14 protein-coding genes are annotated in these 14,030 nt (G+C 62.5%); 4 read left to right on the plus strand and 10 right to left on the minus strand.

The window, feature by feature from the left end; all coding sequences use genetic code 11:
• Positions 1-11 precede the first annotated feature (11 nt).
• The 4 genes from KVP70_RS16895 to KVP70_RS16910 all read right to left on the minus strand — a co-directional run bounded on the left by KVP70_RS16895 (position 12) and on the right by KVP70_RS16910 (position 5,668).
• The gene (locus KVP70_RS16895) at positions 12-3,200 is read right to left on the minus strand and encodes an efflux RND transporter permease subunit (RefSeq protein WP_217943370.1); all 3,189 of its coding nucleotides are present in this window, start codon (positions 3,198-3,200) and stop codon (positions 12-14) included.
• 6 nt (positions 3,201-3,206) lie between these two features.
• On the minus strand, positions 3,207-4,451 hold the full coding sequence (locus KVP70_RS16900; protein WP_217943371.1) for an efflux RND transporter periplasmic adaptor subunit: 1,245 nt from the start codon (positions 4,449-4,451) through the stop codon (positions 3,207-3,209).
• A gap of 144 nt (positions 4,452-4,595) precedes the next feature.
• A complete protein-coding gene (locus KVP70_RS16905; protein ID WP_217943372.1) occupies positions 4,596-5,462 on the minus strand; it encodes an alpha/beta hydrolase in 867 nt (288 codons plus the stop codon).
• The gene (locus KVP70_RS16910) at positions 5,459-5,668 is read right to left on the minus strand and encodes a hypothetical protein (RefSeq protein WP_217943373.1); all 210 of its coding nucleotides are present in this window, start codon (positions 5,666-5,668) and stop codon (positions 5,459-5,461) included. Before KVP70_RS16910 ends, KVP70_RS16905 begins: the two co-directional genes overlap by 4 nt.
• A 125-nt stretch (positions 5,669-5,793) precedes the next feature.
• Here KVP70_RS16910 and KVP70_RS16915 point away from each other — a divergent pair, with 125 nt between their 5' ends.
• From KVP70_RS16915 to KVP70_RS16925, 3 genes are read left to right on the plus strand one after another with little or no spacing between them, the layout of a single operon-like run.
• Positions 5,794-6,750 (plus strand): LysR family transcriptional regulator, encoded by a 957-nt coding sequence (locus KVP70_RS16915; RefSeq protein WP_217943374.1) that lies wholly within the window; start codon positions 5,794-5,796, stop codon positions 6,748-6,750.
• 5 nt (positions 6,751-6,755) lie between these two features.
• The gene (locus KVP70_RS16920) at positions 6,756-7,727 is read left to right on the plus strand and encodes a D-2-hydroxyacid dehydrogenase (RefSeq protein WP_217943375.1); all 972 of its coding nucleotides are present in this window, start codon (positions 6,756-6,758) and stop codon (positions 7,725-7,727) included.
• A gap of 21 nt (positions 7,728-7,748) precedes the next feature.
• Complete coding sequence (locus KVP70_RS16925; protein ID WP_217943376.1) at positions 7,749-8,126, plus strand: DUF3592 domain-containing protein; 378 nt, start codon at positions 7,749-7,751, stop codon at positions 8,124-8,126.
• A 12-nt stretch (positions 8,127-8,138) separates the two neighbouring features.
• Here KVP70_RS16925 and KVP70_RS16930 read toward each other — a convergent pair whose 3' ends face one another.
• A complete protein-coding gene (locus KVP70_RS16930) occupies positions 8,139-8,825 on the minus strand; it encodes an SDR family NAD(P)-dependent oxidoreductase (RefSeq protein ID WP_217943377.1) in 687 nt (228 codons plus the stop codon).
• A 101-nt stretch (positions 8,826-8,926) separates the two neighbouring features.
• Between KVP70_RS16930 and KVP70_RS16935 the strand changes: the two genes are divergently transcribed.
• Positions 8,927-9,514 carry a DUF4240 domain-containing protein gene (locus tag KVP70_RS16935; RefSeq protein ID WP_217943378.1) on the plus strand — a complete coding sequence of 196 codons (588 nt, stop codon included), beginning with the start codon at positions 8,927-8,929 and terminating at the stop codon, positions 9,512-9,514.
• A 107-nt stretch (positions 9,515-9,621) separates the two neighbouring features.
• On the opposite strand, the gene KVP70_RS16940 is transcribed toward KVP70_RS16935, so the two are convergent.
• Genes KVP70_RS16940 through KVP70_RS16960 form a run of 5 tightly spaced genes read right to left on the minus strand, consistent with a single transcriptional unit; the run spans position 9,622 to position 14,028 of the window.
• Entirely contained in the window at positions 9,622-10,857 is a 1,236-nt protein-coding gene (locus tag KVP70_RS16940; RefSeq protein ID WP_217943379.1) for a hypothetical protein, read from the minus strand.
• Positions 10,854-11,588: an outer membrane lipoprotein-sorting protein gene (locus KVP70_RS16945; protein ID WP_217943380.1), complete on the minus strand. Its 735-nt coding sequence runs from the start codon at positions 11,586-11,588 to the stop codon at positions 10,854-10,856. The genes KVP70_RS16940 and KVP70_RS16945 overlap by 4 nt, the downstream gene beginning before the upstream one ends.
• A 9-nt stretch (positions 11,589-11,597) precedes the next feature.
• Positions 11,598-12,830 (minus strand): ABC transporter permease, encoded by a 1,233-nt coding sequence (locus KVP70_RS16950; RefSeq protein ID WP_217943381.1) that lies wholly within the window; start codon positions 12,828-12,830, stop codon positions 11,598-11,600.
• Positions 12,827-13,501: an ABC transporter ATP-binding protein gene (locus KVP70_RS16955; RefSeq protein WP_217943382.1), complete on the minus strand. Its 675-nt coding sequence runs from the start codon at positions 13,499-13,501 to the stop codon at positions 12,827-12,829. Before KVP70_RS16955 ends, KVP70_RS16950 begins: the two co-directional genes overlap by 4 nt.
• Positions 13,501-14,028 (minus strand): DUF2141 domain-containing protein, encoded by a 528-nt coding sequence (locus KVP70_RS16960; protein WP_217943383.1) that lies wholly within the window; start codon positions 14,026-14,028, stop codon positions 13,501-13,503. Before KVP70_RS16960 ends, KVP70_RS16955 begins: the two co-directional genes overlap by 1 nt.
• Positions 14,029-14,030 lie beyond the last annotated feature (2 nt).

Raw genomic sequence — 14,030 nt, forward strand, 5'->3', positions numbered from 1 at the left:
AGTTGCTCATGTTAGTGAGTCCCTTCCAGTTTTACCGCGGCGGCGTCGCCGGCCACGGCAGGTTTTTTCTTCTCCAGGCGCACGGCCAGCTTGCGCAGCAGGACGTAGAACACCGGCGTCAGGAACAGGCCGAAGAAGGTCACGCCCAGCATGCCGGCAAACACCGCCACACCCATCGCATGACGCATTTCCGAACCGGCGCCGTGCGAGAACACCAGTGGCAGCACGCCCATGATGAATGCGATCGACGTCATCAGAATCGGACGCAGACGCTGACGCGATGCTTCCAGCGCCGCTTCGACGATGGTGCGGCCATGGTGTTCCAGTTCACGCGCAAACTCCACGATCAGAATCGCATTCTTGGACGCCAGGCCCACCAGCACGAACAGCGCGATCTGGGTGAAGACGTTGTTGTCGCCGTGGGTCAGCTTCACGCCGAGCAGTGCGCACAGGATCGACATCGGCACGATCAGGATCACCGCCAGCGGCAGGGTCCAGCTTTCGTACTGGGCTGCCAGCACCAGGAACACCAGCAATACGCACAGCGGGAACACATACATCATCGTGTTACCGGACAGGATGTCCTGATAAACCAGTTCGGTCCACTCGTAGCCGATACCTTTCGGCAGGACTTCGTTGACGATCTTGGTCATTTCAGCCTGCGCTTCGCCGGTCGATACGCCAGGAGCGGCGCCGCCATTGATCTCCGCAGCGACGTAGGCGTTGTAGCGCTGTACGCGGTCCGGGCCATAGCTGTCCTTGACGCGCATCAGCGACGACAGCGGAATCATCTCGCCCTTGTTGTTGCGCACTTTCAGCTGGGCGATGTCTTCAGCGTGCGAACGGAACTGCTTGTCCGCCTGGACGCGCACCTGGTAGGTACGGCCAAACTGGTTGAAGTCATTCACATACAGCGAACCCAGATTGATCTGCAAGGTCTGGTAGATCGTCTGCAGCGGCACGCCCAGTTGCTTGGCCTTGGCGCGGTCGATGTCGGCGAACAGCTGCGGCACGTTGATCTGGTAGCTCGAGAAGACGCCGGCCAGTTTCGGGTTCTGCCATGCCTTCATCTGCACCGCTTGCACCGCCTTGTACAAGGCGTCGTAACCCAGGTTGTCGCGGTCTTCGATCATCAGCTTGAAGCCACCGGTGGTACCCAGGCCGCTGACAGGCGGCGGCGACAGCACCAGCACGAAGGCGCCTTCGATGGAGCCCATGCGCTTGTTGATTTCGCCGGCGATCGCCTCGGCCGATTCGCTGGCCTTGGTGCGCTGGTCGAACGGCTTCAGGCCGACGAACACGATACCGGCGTTAGGCGCGTTGGTGAAGCCATTGATCGACAGGCCAGGGAACGAGATCGAGTTGTCCACGCCAGGAATGTCCTTGGCGATGTCCGACATCTTGCGGATCACGGCGTCGGTGCGGTCCAGCGAAGCGGCGTCCGGCAATTGCGCGAAGCCGATCAGATAGCCCTTGTCCTGTGGCGGCACGAAACCTGGTGGCACCAGCTTGAACATGAAGCCGGCGGCGACCGCCAGCACGGCGTACACGATCAGCGAGCCGCCCTTGCGTTTCAATGCACCTTTCACGCCGGTTTCGTAGTTGTGCGAAGCGCGGTTGAAGAAGCGGTTGAACCAGTTGAAGAAGCCGCCGAATACCTTGTCCATGCCGCGGGTCAGCGCGTCCTTCGGTGCATCGTGCGAACGCAGCAGGGTCGCGGCCAGAGCTGGAGCCAGCGTCAGCGAGCTGAATGCCGAGATCACGGTCGAGATGGCGATGGTCAGCGCGAACTGCTTGTAGAACTGGCCGGACAGGCCCGATACAAACGCGATCGGCACGAACACGGCGCACAGCACCAGGGCGATGGCGATAATCGGACCGCTCACCTCTTTCATCGCCTGGATCGTCGCATCATGCGGCGTCAGGCCGTTGGAGATATTGCGCTCGACGTTTTCCACCACCACGATCGCGTCATCGACCACGATACCGATGGCCAGCACCAGGCCGAACAGCGACAGCGTGTTGATCGAGAAGCCGAAGCCCAGCATCACGGCGAAGGTACCGACCACCGACACCGGCACCGCCAGCAGCGGGATCAGCGAAGCGCGCCAGGTTTGCAGGAAGACGATCACCACCAGCGCCACCAGGATCACCGCTTCGATCAGGGTGTGGATCACGGCGTCGATCGACTGGCGCACGAATTGGGTCGGGTCATATACAACGCTGTACGTGACGCCTTCCGGGAAATCTTTCGACAGACGTGCCATGGTCGCGCGGACGTCAGTCGACAGTTGCAGCGCATTGGCGTTCGGCGCTTCGAAAATAGGAATCGCCACCGCCGACTTGTTGTTCAGCAGGGACCGGAGCGCATACGAGTTCGAACCCATTTCAAGACGGGCGACATCCTTCAGCAGCGTGACCGCGCCGTCGGTGTTGGTCTTGAGGATGATGTTGCCGAATTCCTCTGGAGTCTTCAGGCGACCCTGCGTATTGACGGTCAGCTGGAAGTCCGCGCCCTGGCTTGGGCCCTGACCGATCACACCGGCGGCAACCTGTACGTTCTGCTCGCGCACCGCGTCGACGACGTCGCCGGCGGTCAGGCCGCGCTGCGCCACCTTTTGTGGATCGAGCCATACGCGCATCGCGTAGTCGCCCGAACCGAACAGCTGCACCTCGCCCATGCCGGGCAGGCGGGCCAGTTGGTCCTTGATGTTCAGCACCGCGTAGTTACGCAGATACAGGTCGTCGTAACGGCCGTTCGGCGATTGCAGGTGGACCACCATGGTCAGGTTGGGCGAGGACTTGACGGTCGTCACGCCGATCTGGCGCACTTCTTCCGGCAGGCGCGGCAGAGCGCGTTGGACGCGGTTCTGCACTTGCGTTTCGGCCTGCTCGACGTTGGTGCCGATCTTGAAGGTGACGGTCAGCGCCAGCGCGCCGTCGGAGGTGTTTTGCGAGGACATGTAGAGCATGTTCTCGACGCCGTTGATCTGTTCCTCAAGCGGCGCGGCCACGGTTTCGGCGATGATCTTCGGATTCGCGCCCGGATACTGGGCCCGCACCACGATCGATGGCGGCACCACGTCCGGGTACTCCGAGATCGGCAGCTTGAAGATAGCGATCAAGCCGGCGACGAAGATAATGATCGACAGTACAGCCGCAAAAATCGGCTTGTCGACAAAAAATCGAGAGATATTCATATTGTTTTATTCCTTGGAAGTGCCGGTCTTCGCAACGACCGCGGCGACTTTTTCATCTTTTTTGACTTCAGGTTTCGCCACGTTGGCGGCCAGCGGATCGGAATCCATGGCGACCACGGTCGGCGTGATCGGCGCGCCGGGATGGACCCGCTGCAGGCCGTTGACGACGATCTTCTCGCCGGCTTTCAAACCGCCGCGCACCACGCGCAGGCCGTCGATCGCAGGTCCCAGGGTCACAGGGCGGTACTCGGCCTTGTTATCCTTGTCGACCACGAACACGAACTTGCGGTCCTGGTCCGTGCTGATGGCGCGGTCGTTGATCATCAGCGCCGACTTGGCGCCGGTGGAACCGGCCAGCTGCACACGGGCGAACAGGCCGGGCACCAGCATGCCGTCGGTGTTGGTGAAGGTGGCGCGCATGCGCACCGAACCGCTGCGTGGATCGAGCTGGTTGTCGACGAATTCCAGCTTGCCCTCGTGCGGGTAGCCGGTTTCGTTGGCCAGGCCGATCTTGACGGTGGCCGGCTTGCCCTGGTGGGCGGCGGCGCCAACGCGCAGATAGGTCTCTTCGTCGCCGTCGAAGGAAGCGTAGATGCGCTCCAGCGAGACCACCGAAGTCAATACCGCCGAAGCGTCGACCAGGTTGCCGAGCGTGATTTCCGCTTTCGACACGCGGCCATTGATCGGCGACGTCACCTGGGTGTAGCTCAGGTTCAGTTTGGCCGCTTCGTACTGCGCTTGCGCGGCGCGGGTGTCGGCGTCGAGCTGTTTCAGGCTCGATGCCAGGGCGTCGTATTCGCGCTGGGCGATGGCTTTGTCGGCCAGCAGTTTCTCGGCGCGGGCCAGCTCCAGCTTGGCCAGGTCGGCCTTGGCGCGGGCCGAACCGGCTGCCGCTTCGGCGCGGTTGGCTTCCGCCTGGAACGGACGTGGATCGATGACGAACAACACTTCGCCCTTCTTCACTTCGCTGCCCGGCTTGAAGTTGATGGCGGTGATGAAGCCGCCGACGCGCGGACGGATCTGCACTTGCTCGATCGCTTCCAGGCGGCCCGAGAACTCCTGGGTCTCGGTGATGGTTTTCTCGACGACCACGGCGGCCGAAATCGGAGGACCACCGGCTGCCGCCGGTGCTTCAGCCGTCTTGCCGGTAGCGTCTTCGCAACCGGAGAGGCCGAAAGCGGCCAGTCCCGCCAGCGCCATAGCGGCGGCCAGCGGCCGGGCTACGACGGTGAGTTGTTTAATGGTTTTCATGTTTATTCCCTTTTATATGAAAATAATTAATAGAAATGGCGGCACCGGTTGCCCTCAACGAATTGCGAGAAAACACGGTACTAGCGCCCCTCCGGCAAGCCAGTGGGGACGTGATTGCAGATACTGCTTAAAGGTTGGGGAACCCTATTCGGCTGGCGGTGTCTCGGACCGTTCCAGGCCAGCGATGAAACTGGCGATTTCTCCCAGCGCGTAACACTTGCACGCGCATTCGTTACGTGCCCCGGCTTCGTTCAAAGCCGCGGCAGGCATTCGGTTGACGGTGGTCTTGACGCCGCAGGCGATCAATTTGGCACCGTATTGTTCCGCTTCATCCCGCAGCGGGTCGTCTTCGGCCGACAGGATCAGTGCCGGCGGCAGGTTCTTCAAACGGCTCGACTGCAACGGCGAGGCGTAGGGGTGGGTGCGGTCGGCGGCGTTCGGCAGGTAGCCGCGGTAGGCCGCCGCGCAGGCGTCGGCCACGTCCAGCAGCTCCGGCGCGTTCTGCATCTCGCGCATCGACCAGGTGCTCAGGCCGGGGTCGAGCATCGGCATCACCAGCACCTGGCCGGCCAGCGCCGGGCCGCCTCGGTCGCGCGACATCAGCGCGCAGACGGCGGCCAGGTTGGCGCCGGCTTCGATGCCGGCCACCAGCAGGCGCTTGCCGGTCCAGCCCAGCTTGGCCTTGTTCTTCTTGGCCCAGATCAGCACCGCGTGGGCGTCTTCGACGGCGGCCGGGAAAGGCTGCACCGGCGCCAGTGTGTAGGCCGTGGCCAGTACCGCGCTGCCCTGGTTGTCGTCGGCCATGTGGCGCAGGAACATGTCGGCGTCTTCCAGATCGCCGCTGTTGAAGCCGCCTGCGTGGAAGAACACGACCAAGGTATCGCGCTTGATGCCGGCTTCGCCGCTGGTGTACAGGCGGGCGGCCAAGGGGCCTTCCGCGCCGCGCACTTCCAGCGAGCGGACCTTGATCAGCTCCGACAGCTGCGGCAATGGCTCGACGGCTGCGCTCATCGCTGCACCGTATCCGATGGGCTGGACAACATCGCGGTGTCGGCGCAGGCGATGGTCTCGCCGGCGGCCGCCTCGGTCAGGGCACGAACGCCGGTCGCTTCGGCCTTGGCCGCCTGCGAGTAGGCATCGGTATAGACCACGCCTGCCAGGGCGACCGAAGTCAGCGCCAGTGCCAGCGTTGCAAAAATTCCATTCCGATATTTCATGATGAACCCCTTTCCTTCGATGGTCTTACTTGGTGCAGTACAGCAATCATAAACTTGATCTACAATCTGATAAATACCGCAATGTCGAATTGATTGTTCAGGATTCCGAACAATGGGATGGAAAGATGAATAAACTGCAAGCAATGGAAGTGTTTGTCCAAGTGGTCGACGCCGGCGGCTTCACGCGCGCGGCCGACAATATGCAGCTGCCCAAGGCCACCGTCTCGACGCTGATCCAGGCGCTGGAGGCGGCGCTGTCGGTCAAGCTGCTGCACCGGACCACGCGCCAGGTCAGCGTGACGGCCGACGGCGCCGCCTATTATGAGCGCTGCCTGCGCATTTTGTCGGACGTGCGCGAGGCCGAGGAATCGCTGTCGCGCACGCGGCTCAGCCCCAGCGGACGGCTGCGGGTGGACGCGCCCACCGGCCTGGCCAGCGACGTGCTGATCCCCGCCCTGCCCGACTTCTTCACGCGCTACCCGGACATCCAGCTGGAGCTGGGCTGCAGCGACCGCACCATCGACTTGATCGAGGAAGGCGTGGATTGCGCGGTGCGCGGCGGCGTGCTGGGCGATTCCAACCTGATCGCGCGGCGCGTCGGCATTCTGCAGTTCGTCACCTGCGCTACGCCGGGCTACCTGAACAGCTATGGCCGGCCGGTCCATCCCGATGAGCTGATGCGCCACCGCTGCGTAAACTATTTTTCCTCCCGCACCGGCAAGCTGTTCGACTGGGACTTCTCGCGCGACGGCCACCGGATACAGGTCGCGCTGCCCGGCCACATCGCCGTCAACGACACCAACGCCTATACGGCGGCTGGCCTGGCGGGACTGGGCATCGTGCAGATGCCGAACTTTATGCTGGAGCCCATGCTCAAGGACGGCCGCTTCGAACAGCTGCTGGCCGACTGGAGCACCGATCCGCTGCCGGTCCACGTGGTCTATCCGCAGAACCGCCACCTGTCGGCCAAGGTGCGGGTGTTTGTCGAATGGGTCGCCGAACTGTTTTCCAACCATCCGGGCATGCGCCTGCCGAAAGCCCCGCCACCGGCGCGCCCGATTCCATTTGAGGTTGCACTATGACTGCCATGACTGATATGCACCGCATCGTTTTCCTCGACCGCGACAGCGTGATCGCCAATATCCGCAAGCCTTCGTTCGCGCACGAGTGGACCGAGTATCCGGCCACCGCCGCGGCCGACGCCATGCAGCGCCTGCGCGACGCCCGCGCCACCATCGCCATCACCAACAAGGTGCCCTTGCGCGCGGCCGACCTGGCGCAGCTGCCGGATCTGAAGATGATCGCGGTGGCCGCCACAGGCACCGACATCGTCGACCTGGCGGCCTGCCGCGAGCGCGGCATCGTCGTCTCCAACATCCGCAACTACGCGGTGCACACGCTGCCCGAGCACACCTTCGCATTGATCTTGGCGCTGCGCCGCCAACTGGTGGCCTACCGCGCCGATATCGAGGCGGGACTGTGGCAGAAGTCGGACCGTTTCTGCCTGTTCGGCCATCCGATTTCCGACCTGGCGGGCAGCCGTCTTGGCCTGCTGGGATATGGCGCGCTTGGGAAATCGGTGGCGCGCATCGCGCAGGCGTTCGGCATGGAGGTGATGGTGCATACGCGCTCGCCGATACCCGACGCGGCGGCCGACGGCGTGCGCGAAGTGGGCTTCGACGAGCTGCTGGAAACATCGGATGTACTGAGCCTGCACCTGCCGCTGAACGACAAGACGCGCAACCTGATCAGCGCGAAAGAGCTGATACGCATGAAACGCAGCGCCCTGCTGATCAACACCGCGCGCGGTGGACTGGTGGACGAAACCGCGCTGGCCGATGCGCTGCGCAGCGGCGTGATCGCCGGCGCCGGCTTCGACGTGCTGGTGAAGGAACCACCGCCGGAAGACAACGTGCTGCTCAATCTGCGGCTGCCCAATTTCATTCTCACCCCGCATTCGGCCTGGGCCAGTTCGCAGGCGATGCAGGTGCTGGTGGATCAGCTGATTGACAACGTCGAGACGTGGGTGGATGGCGCGCCGCGAAACGTGCTGGCTTAACCAGCGCCTGGGGCACGTTCGGTGAAGCTGCTGCTGGCTGTAATTCTGGTGCCGTTTGCAGGCCTGCTCGTACTGGTGCTGGCTTACAAGCTGGTCTTCCTTTGCCTGAGCCGGCGCGCCACGGCCGTCGTCACCCATACGGCCTTGCACCAGCAGGAGGATACCGAGGGCTATCTCAATCGCCACTACCGGATCTCGATCCGTTATGACGTAGCCGGCCGCAGTTACGAGGCGGACGGCTTCCAGGAGCTGGTCGATTTCGCGGTGGGCAGCGAAGTATCGATCCGCTACCGCCGCAATAATCCACAGGACGTGCACCTCGGTTACTGGGGAAGCCTGTGGACGCTCGCTGTCGCCACCGCGCTCGCCGTTTCCTTCGCATGGTTCATGGTGAGTTAAACGCTTTATCTACTATCGATAATTGGTGCCGTTGTTCATGTCGATGACGTCGCCATTGATGAAGGCCGGCGCGTCGGTTGCCAGCCAGCAGACCGTCTCCGCAACCTCTTCGGCAAGGCAGAATCGCTGGCTGATGGTCGCGGCCATCAAACGGTTCTTTCTCTCTTGCGGAATGTTTTTCATCATTTCAGTTTCCACGGGGCCCGGCGCAACCGAATTGGCGATCACGCCTTTGGGGCCATAAGTGCGCGCCAATGAACGCATCGCATTCATAAGGCCCGCCTTTGAAACGCCGTACCAAATATCCGGATGGCCGATTTCGCCGGCGATCGACCCCATGCTGACAATGCGGCCGCCGCCCTTGCTCGCCATCCGCTCGGCCACATGCACACTCAGGCGCACCGTTGAGATCAAGTTCACGTGCAGCATGTGGAGTATCGCTTCGCTGTCGTAGTCGCTTGCCGTCTTCGCATTCATGATCCCGGCATTGTTGATGAGTACGTCAGGTGTTCCGATCTCCCCGACAATCCGCGCAACCTGTTCGTATTCCCCGATGTCGGCTGTCCACGAGGTCAAGCCGCTCACCGCAGCCGGGACGCCCGATCGAGACAGCACATGCACTTCAAATCCCTTGTTCAATAGCTTCTTCGATATTTCGAGTCCGATGCCTCGGTTACCACCAGTGATGATTGCTTTCATTTTTATGCGCAGGCAGTTGGTTACTAAAAACAATAGAGTATAATAAATGCCTATTTAACACAACCCCGCCTCGCCAGAGCAGCAGTATAGGAACACCACGTATGCTTATTCAACGCCGCTCCATCCTTCTTGCCTTAGCTTGCCTTGCACTATGCGCTACCTCGCCACCGGTTCTTTCAGCTTCGGCGCCAATGAATGAACAACAGTTTTGGCAACTCATAGACGCGGTAAAAAATGAGGCCGGTACTCGTATCGAATTCCGACCGGCAGTTTTACAAAAACATCTTTCATCTCTCGATCCCGAGGCAATTCAAGGTTTTCAGCAACGATACGAAGCGCTCCTGCTCATGGCCAATCGTTGGAGTCTTTGGGGCGCGGCATCCCTGATGAACGGCGGCTGCTCCGACGATGGATTTAAATACTTCCGTGATTGGCTCATTTCCGAAGGAGAGAAGACTTTCAAGGAGGCGCTTGCCAAGCCAGATTCGCTTGCATCGTTCCCGCGTCGCGATTTTTTTGAGCTTGAGTTATTTGGATATGCCGCCCTCAAGGCCTACGCCGCAAAAGGCGCTGGGGCGTTGGAGCGCGACTTCAAAGTAGAGTATGCCGTCACCGAAGGCCTCGAATGGCAGGAAGCTGATTTACCCCAGCTATTCCCCGCGCTGGCCGCGAAGTATCCCAGGCGCTAGCGTGTCATAAGCGAGGGTCAAGTCTGACATTCGGACACGACCTCAACCATCACCGGCCAAATTAAGGCCGAGCTTGTGTCCGAATGTCAGACTTGACCCTCCCCATCCTAAAACAGACGGCGCACGCGCACAGATAATGTGCTGCCCAATGGCGACAGACCTCGCTCGGACCGGGCTTCGCCGGTCTGGCGCAAAGCCGACAGCATCAGCGTAGTGCGAGGTGAGTAGTGATAGTCGGCCGTACCATGCCAGACGGCGCTGTGGTCGTCCCGGCTGGCATAGACACCGCCGCCTAGTTCCCAATCCCCCACCGTTTGACCTAGCGAGACACTAAGATAGCGCTGGCGGGCGCCCTGGCTGACCAGCATCTGCGCGGCCTGCGCCTGCAAGCCTTTGCGCGCGATGTCCGGCAGCGGCAAGGATAGATTGCGGTCGATTAGCGCCAGCCAGCGGTCAAACTGGCTGTAGGACAAGCCGCGTCCATCGTAGGCATATTCAAGTTGGAGTTTGGGCAGGTCCGGTAAGGTGTAGGTCAGGCCGACCGTCGCGCGCTGGTAGCGCCGGCCGTCGTCGCTGCGCAGGAAGGCTGGTGTGGCGTCTCCGCCGCCGGACAGCACCGCGCCCGCACTGGGGCGCTGCGTACCGCGTGCGCTGTAAGCCGATCCATACCACGACAGCTGCTCTCCCACCGCTCCGCTCAGCGTTGCACCGATGCCGTTGGATTCCCCGCTGGCGCGGCGCAGCAGCACGCTGGCACTCAGGCGCTCAAACTCGTAACCAAATTTGATGATGGATTGTTCGACGCCGCGGTTGTAGCCATCCGCGTGCCGCGCCGCGTCCTTGCTGTAGATCGCCGTCAGGCTGGCCTGGGAACCGGTCCATCCCAGCACCGCCATCGGCAAGCCTTCGGACTGCCCCAGTTCATCCAGCGGATCGTTCAGGTCCGTGCGCTTCTGCAGAAAGCCCAGCGGCTGGTTGACGAAGGATGGATCGAGCGCATACAAGCGTTTTCCAAGCGATAGCGTTACCGCCGGAGTCAATTGAAATACGCGATTCAGTTCCTGAAGCGTCGCTGACGAAGCGCCGCGCTGTCCATCGATGTTGCTGCGCCGGGCTTCGAAACGCGCGCGCCAGGTCAGGTCATGGAAACGGCCTTCGAGCAAGCCCGCCAGCGTCGTTTTATTTGTAGGTATCGCCAGAAAATTATCGACGTTGAGCGGTGTCGCCTGCAAGCGCGTGGCTTCCTGGCTGGCCAACGCGAAACCGCCCTGCCAGTCGTCGTCCGCCTGTGCGCCGCCGCACAGCATGAACCCCGCCATCAATGCCGGCCAACGCACGCTCATTGTTCCAGGCTGCGCGGATTGAAGGTGCTGGCCGAGAACTCCACCGCCTTGACTTTCTCGTACACCACGCGCGTTTGCTCGGCAGGCAGCAGTGGATCGAAATAGCGCGTGACCGGCGGCAGGCCGCCCGTAGCCGCGTCGAACTCCGCAACCTTCAGCAGCTTGCCGCTGGCGACATACAGCATCGCCTTCTGCGGCACGTACTGGCCGCGCTGCTTCGTCACCAACAGCGTAATGCGCGTATAGGTCGCTGCCTCGTTCTTGCTGCTTAGCGCCAGCGCGATGCAGTCGACCGTGCAGGACGCGGGCGGCGTATCCATCGTCACAGCGTCGTAATCGTTCGTGAAACTGATCCGTGCCAGGTCGCCGATCGACGCCTTGCCGCGCAGCGTTTGCAGCGGCGTCAATCGGATAGCGCGGCGGGTGCGGGGCGCGTAGAAAAAGATGCCTGCATCGGTGGTCAGGAATTTCTGACCGCGCTGGTCGACGCTGGTCGCCTCCACCAGCACCTGATTGTGATTCGCGCCACGAATCACGTAGGTGCCGGGCTCCTGCTCCTGGCCGCCCTGCACCGGCACGATGCGCACCGCCGCCTCGAAACTGTCGAACGGCATGCGGTAGCGGTCCACCTGCCGCAGAATCTCCTGCGCCGGGGGCGCGGCCATCGCCGGCCCCGCGAGCAGGATGGCGCAGCTCACAAGCCAGCGGATACGGTCAAATTGAAATGGCATGGAGCTGGCTCACTGTATGGAAAGGGATGACATGATCGGCATGCGGCCGATGCGACGGCTGATCAACCATGCAGCCAGCATCGCCACCAGCGGCAAGGCGCAGATGATGGCGGAGCTGTACAACGGCACCCACAGCATTTGCAGCAGCACGCCGGCGTTGCGGCCAGGCGGCGGCGCCAGTTCGATATGCGCGGCGTTGATCAGCAGGATGGCGCCAAACGCCAGCAGCGCGCCGGCGCACGCGCCAAACACGCCTTGCAACATGCCCTCCATGACGAACAAACGCCGCACCTGCGCGTGGCCTATGCCCATCGCGCGCATGGTGCCGATCTCCCTGCCCCGCTCATAGATGGTGGTCAGCGTCATCGCCGCCACGCCGAGGAAGACGATGATGCAGATCACAACGCCGAACACCAGGAACTGATTGCGGTACAAGGCCAGTACCTGCGAATACAGTGGCGCCAGCGCCGGCCAGGTGCGCAGCTCGACATGCGCACCGTTCATGGCCGCGCGCAAACGCGCCGATACAGCGTCTGCCTGCGCAGTGTCCTGGTACAGCACAGCGACGCTGGATACCTTGGTCGTACGCAGCAGCTCTTGCGCCGTTTCGAGCGGCATTTGCAGCAGGTACAAATCGGTCTGCGGAACACCGGTCGCCACCAGACCCGCCACTTCCAGATCCATCGCGTTGACGCTGCCGCTGACGGTGGTGGTCATCAGCGTGATCGAGTCGCCGGGCTTGACCGACAGGCGCCGCGCCATCTCCTTGCCGATCAGGACTTGATATCGGCCAGCCGGCTTGGCGTTCAACGGAACGCCAGCCGATAAAGTCTGGAAGGCGCCAAACGCCTGGCGCTCACGGTCCGGCATCACGCCGCTGCCCTCGAAATTGAGCGTGCGTGCGCCGTTTGAAACCAGGCCGGCGAACAGCAAGCGCGGGACGACGCGGCGCACCTGCGGCTCCTGCGCCAACAGCGTTTCAAGCTGCGCCAGCGCCGGCCGATCCAAGCCATATTGCAGCTGCTGTTCGGCGTAGCCGTCAAACTGGCCGGCGCCGGCCAGCTGTGCATGACCCAGGCCGCTGCGGATCGTGCTCTCGCGCAGGCCATCCAGCGAGGCCGCGATGTACGCCACAAACAGCAGCAGCGCCAGCGTGCCCACGCCTATGGTGCCGCCCAGCAGAAGGGAGCGCCGCCCATTGCGGCGCACGTTGCGCAGCGCGAGTGTCAGCCATTGCTTCATGCGACCTGCCTGCCATCCGCCAGCCGCACCACGCTGTGCGCCATGTCCATCACCCGCTGGTCGTGGGTGGCTATCACGAAAGTGGTGCCGACCTGGCGGTTCAGACTACCGATCAGTTCCAGCAGCTGCTGCGCGGTCTTGCCATCCAGGTTACCGGTCGGCTCGTCGGCGATCACCAGGCTGGGACGATTGACCAGCGCCCGCGCGATGGCGACCCGCTGCTGCTGCCCGCCCGACAGTTCGGACGGTTCGTGCCTGAGGCGATGATCCATGCCGACCATCTGCAGCGCTTCGATGGCGCGGCGGCTACGTTCAGCCGGTGACAGCTTCTGCGGCGCCAGCGCCAGTTCCACGTTCTCCTGCGCCGTCAGCGTGCCGACCAGATTGAATTGCTGGAAGACGAAACCGAGCTTGCGGTTGCGGTACTGGTCCAGCTTCGGTTCCGCGATCTGGTCCAGCCGTTCGCCGTCGACGCTGATGCTGCCGCTGTCTGGCCGGTCGAAGCGCGCCAGCATGCCGAGCAAGGTGCTCTTGCCGCTGCCCGATGGCCCGGCGATGGCCGTCACGCTGGGTTGATCGATGCGAAACGATACCCGGTCCAACGCCACGATGCGCTCGTCGCCGCGCAGATAATGCTTCGATACCGCGTCTACTTCCAGTATCGCCGCCATCAGTAGACCATGTCGATATCGAGCGCCGCTTTGCCAGCCTTGACTTCCACCGCCGCGTCCTCAAAGGATGGCGGCCCGTACTTGCCCTTGGCGTTGCGCGAGAACGCATAGCCCTCCAGCGGCATGCCGTTGGCCGAGCGGTCGAATTCACCGTTGCCATTCTCGTCGTGGAACAGCATGGCCGCGTATGTGCCGGGCTTGACGCCGTCGAACTTCAGCTTGACGACCGGCGACGCCGCCACCGTCTGCATATACGGACAGCGCTTGAGAAAGGTCGCCTTGTCGCACAGTGCCGCCATGACCATGCCTTTGCTGCCGGCGACACCGGTCAACTTGATGGTGACACTGGCGCCAGCCGCCAGCGACGGCGTTTGCACCGATGCCGCCTGCGGCGCCCGCGACAACAGCAAGGCCAGTACCACGCCCACACACGCGACGATGCTCATGGTGGCGATCAGCGGAAGGCGGCGCAATTTGCTGCGCGTGTCTTCGTCCCGCTGCAGCTTTGATCGATTTTGTTCGTTCATGT

Source organism: Duganella violaceipulchra (assembly GCF_019166075.1).
GTDB classification, from domain to species: domain Bacteria; phylum Pseudomonadota; class Gammaproteobacteria; order Burkholderiales; family Burkholderiaceae_D; genus Rugamonas; species Rugamonas violaceipulchra.

What these genes read in the sequence shown, in the direction of transcription:
- KVP70_RS16895 (WP_217943370.1), bottom strand. Translation starts at nt 3,200, where the DNA reads ATGAATATCTCTCGATTTTTTGTCGACAAGCCGATTTTTGCGGCTGTA.
- KVP70_RS16900 (WP_217943371.1), bottom strand. Translation starts at nt 4,451, where the DNA reads ATGAAAACCATTAAACAACTCACCGTCGTAGCCCGGCCGCTGGCCGCC.
- KVP70_RS16905 (WP_217943372.1), bottom strand. Translation starts at nt 5,462, where the DNA reads ATGAGCGCAGCCGTCGAGCCATTGCCGCAGCTGTCGGAGCTGATCAAG.
- KVP70_RS16910 (WP_217943373.1), bottom strand. Translation starts at nt 5,668, where the DNA reads ATGAAATATCGGAATGGAATTTTTGCAACGCTGGCACTGGCGCTGACT.
- KVP70_RS16915 (WP_217943374.1), top strand. Translation starts at nt 5,794, where the DNA reads ATGAATAAACTGCAAGCAATGGAAGTGTTTGTCCAAGTGGTCGACGCC.
- KVP70_RS16920 (WP_217943375.1), top strand. Translation starts at nt 6,756, where the DNA reads ATGACTGATATGCACCGCATCGTTTTCCTCGACCGCGACAGCGTGATC.
- KVP70_RS16930 (WP_217943377.1), bottom strand. Translation starts at nt 8,825, where the DNA reads ATGAAAGCAATCATCACTGGTGGTAACCGAGGCATCGGACTCGAAATA.
- KVP70_RS16935 (WP_217943378.1), top strand. Translation starts at nt 8,927, where the DNA reads ATGCTTATTCAACGCCGCTCCATCCTTCTTGCCTTAGCTTGCCTTGCA.
- KVP70_RS16940 (WP_217943379.1), bottom strand. Translation starts at nt 10,857, where the DNA reads ATGAGCGTGCGTTGGCCGGCATTGATGGCGGGGTTCATGCTGTGCGGC.
- KVP70_RS16945 (WP_217943380.1), bottom strand. Translation starts at nt 11,588, where the DNA reads ATGCCATTTCAATTTGACCGTATCCGCTGGCTTGTGAGCTGCGCCATC.
- KVP70_RS16950 (WP_217943381.1), bottom strand. Translation starts at nt 12,830, where the DNA reads ATGAAGCAATGGCTGACACTCGCGCTGCGCAACGTGCGCCGCAATGGG.
- KVP70_RS16955 (WP_217943382.1), bottom strand. Translation starts at nt 13,501, where the DNA reads ATGGCGGCGATACTGGAAGTAGACGCGGTATCGAAGCATTATCTGCGC.
- KVP70_RS16960 (WP_217943383.1), bottom strand. Translation starts at nt 14,028, where the DNA reads ATGAACGAACAAAATCGATCAAAGCTGCAGCGGGACGAAGACACGCGC.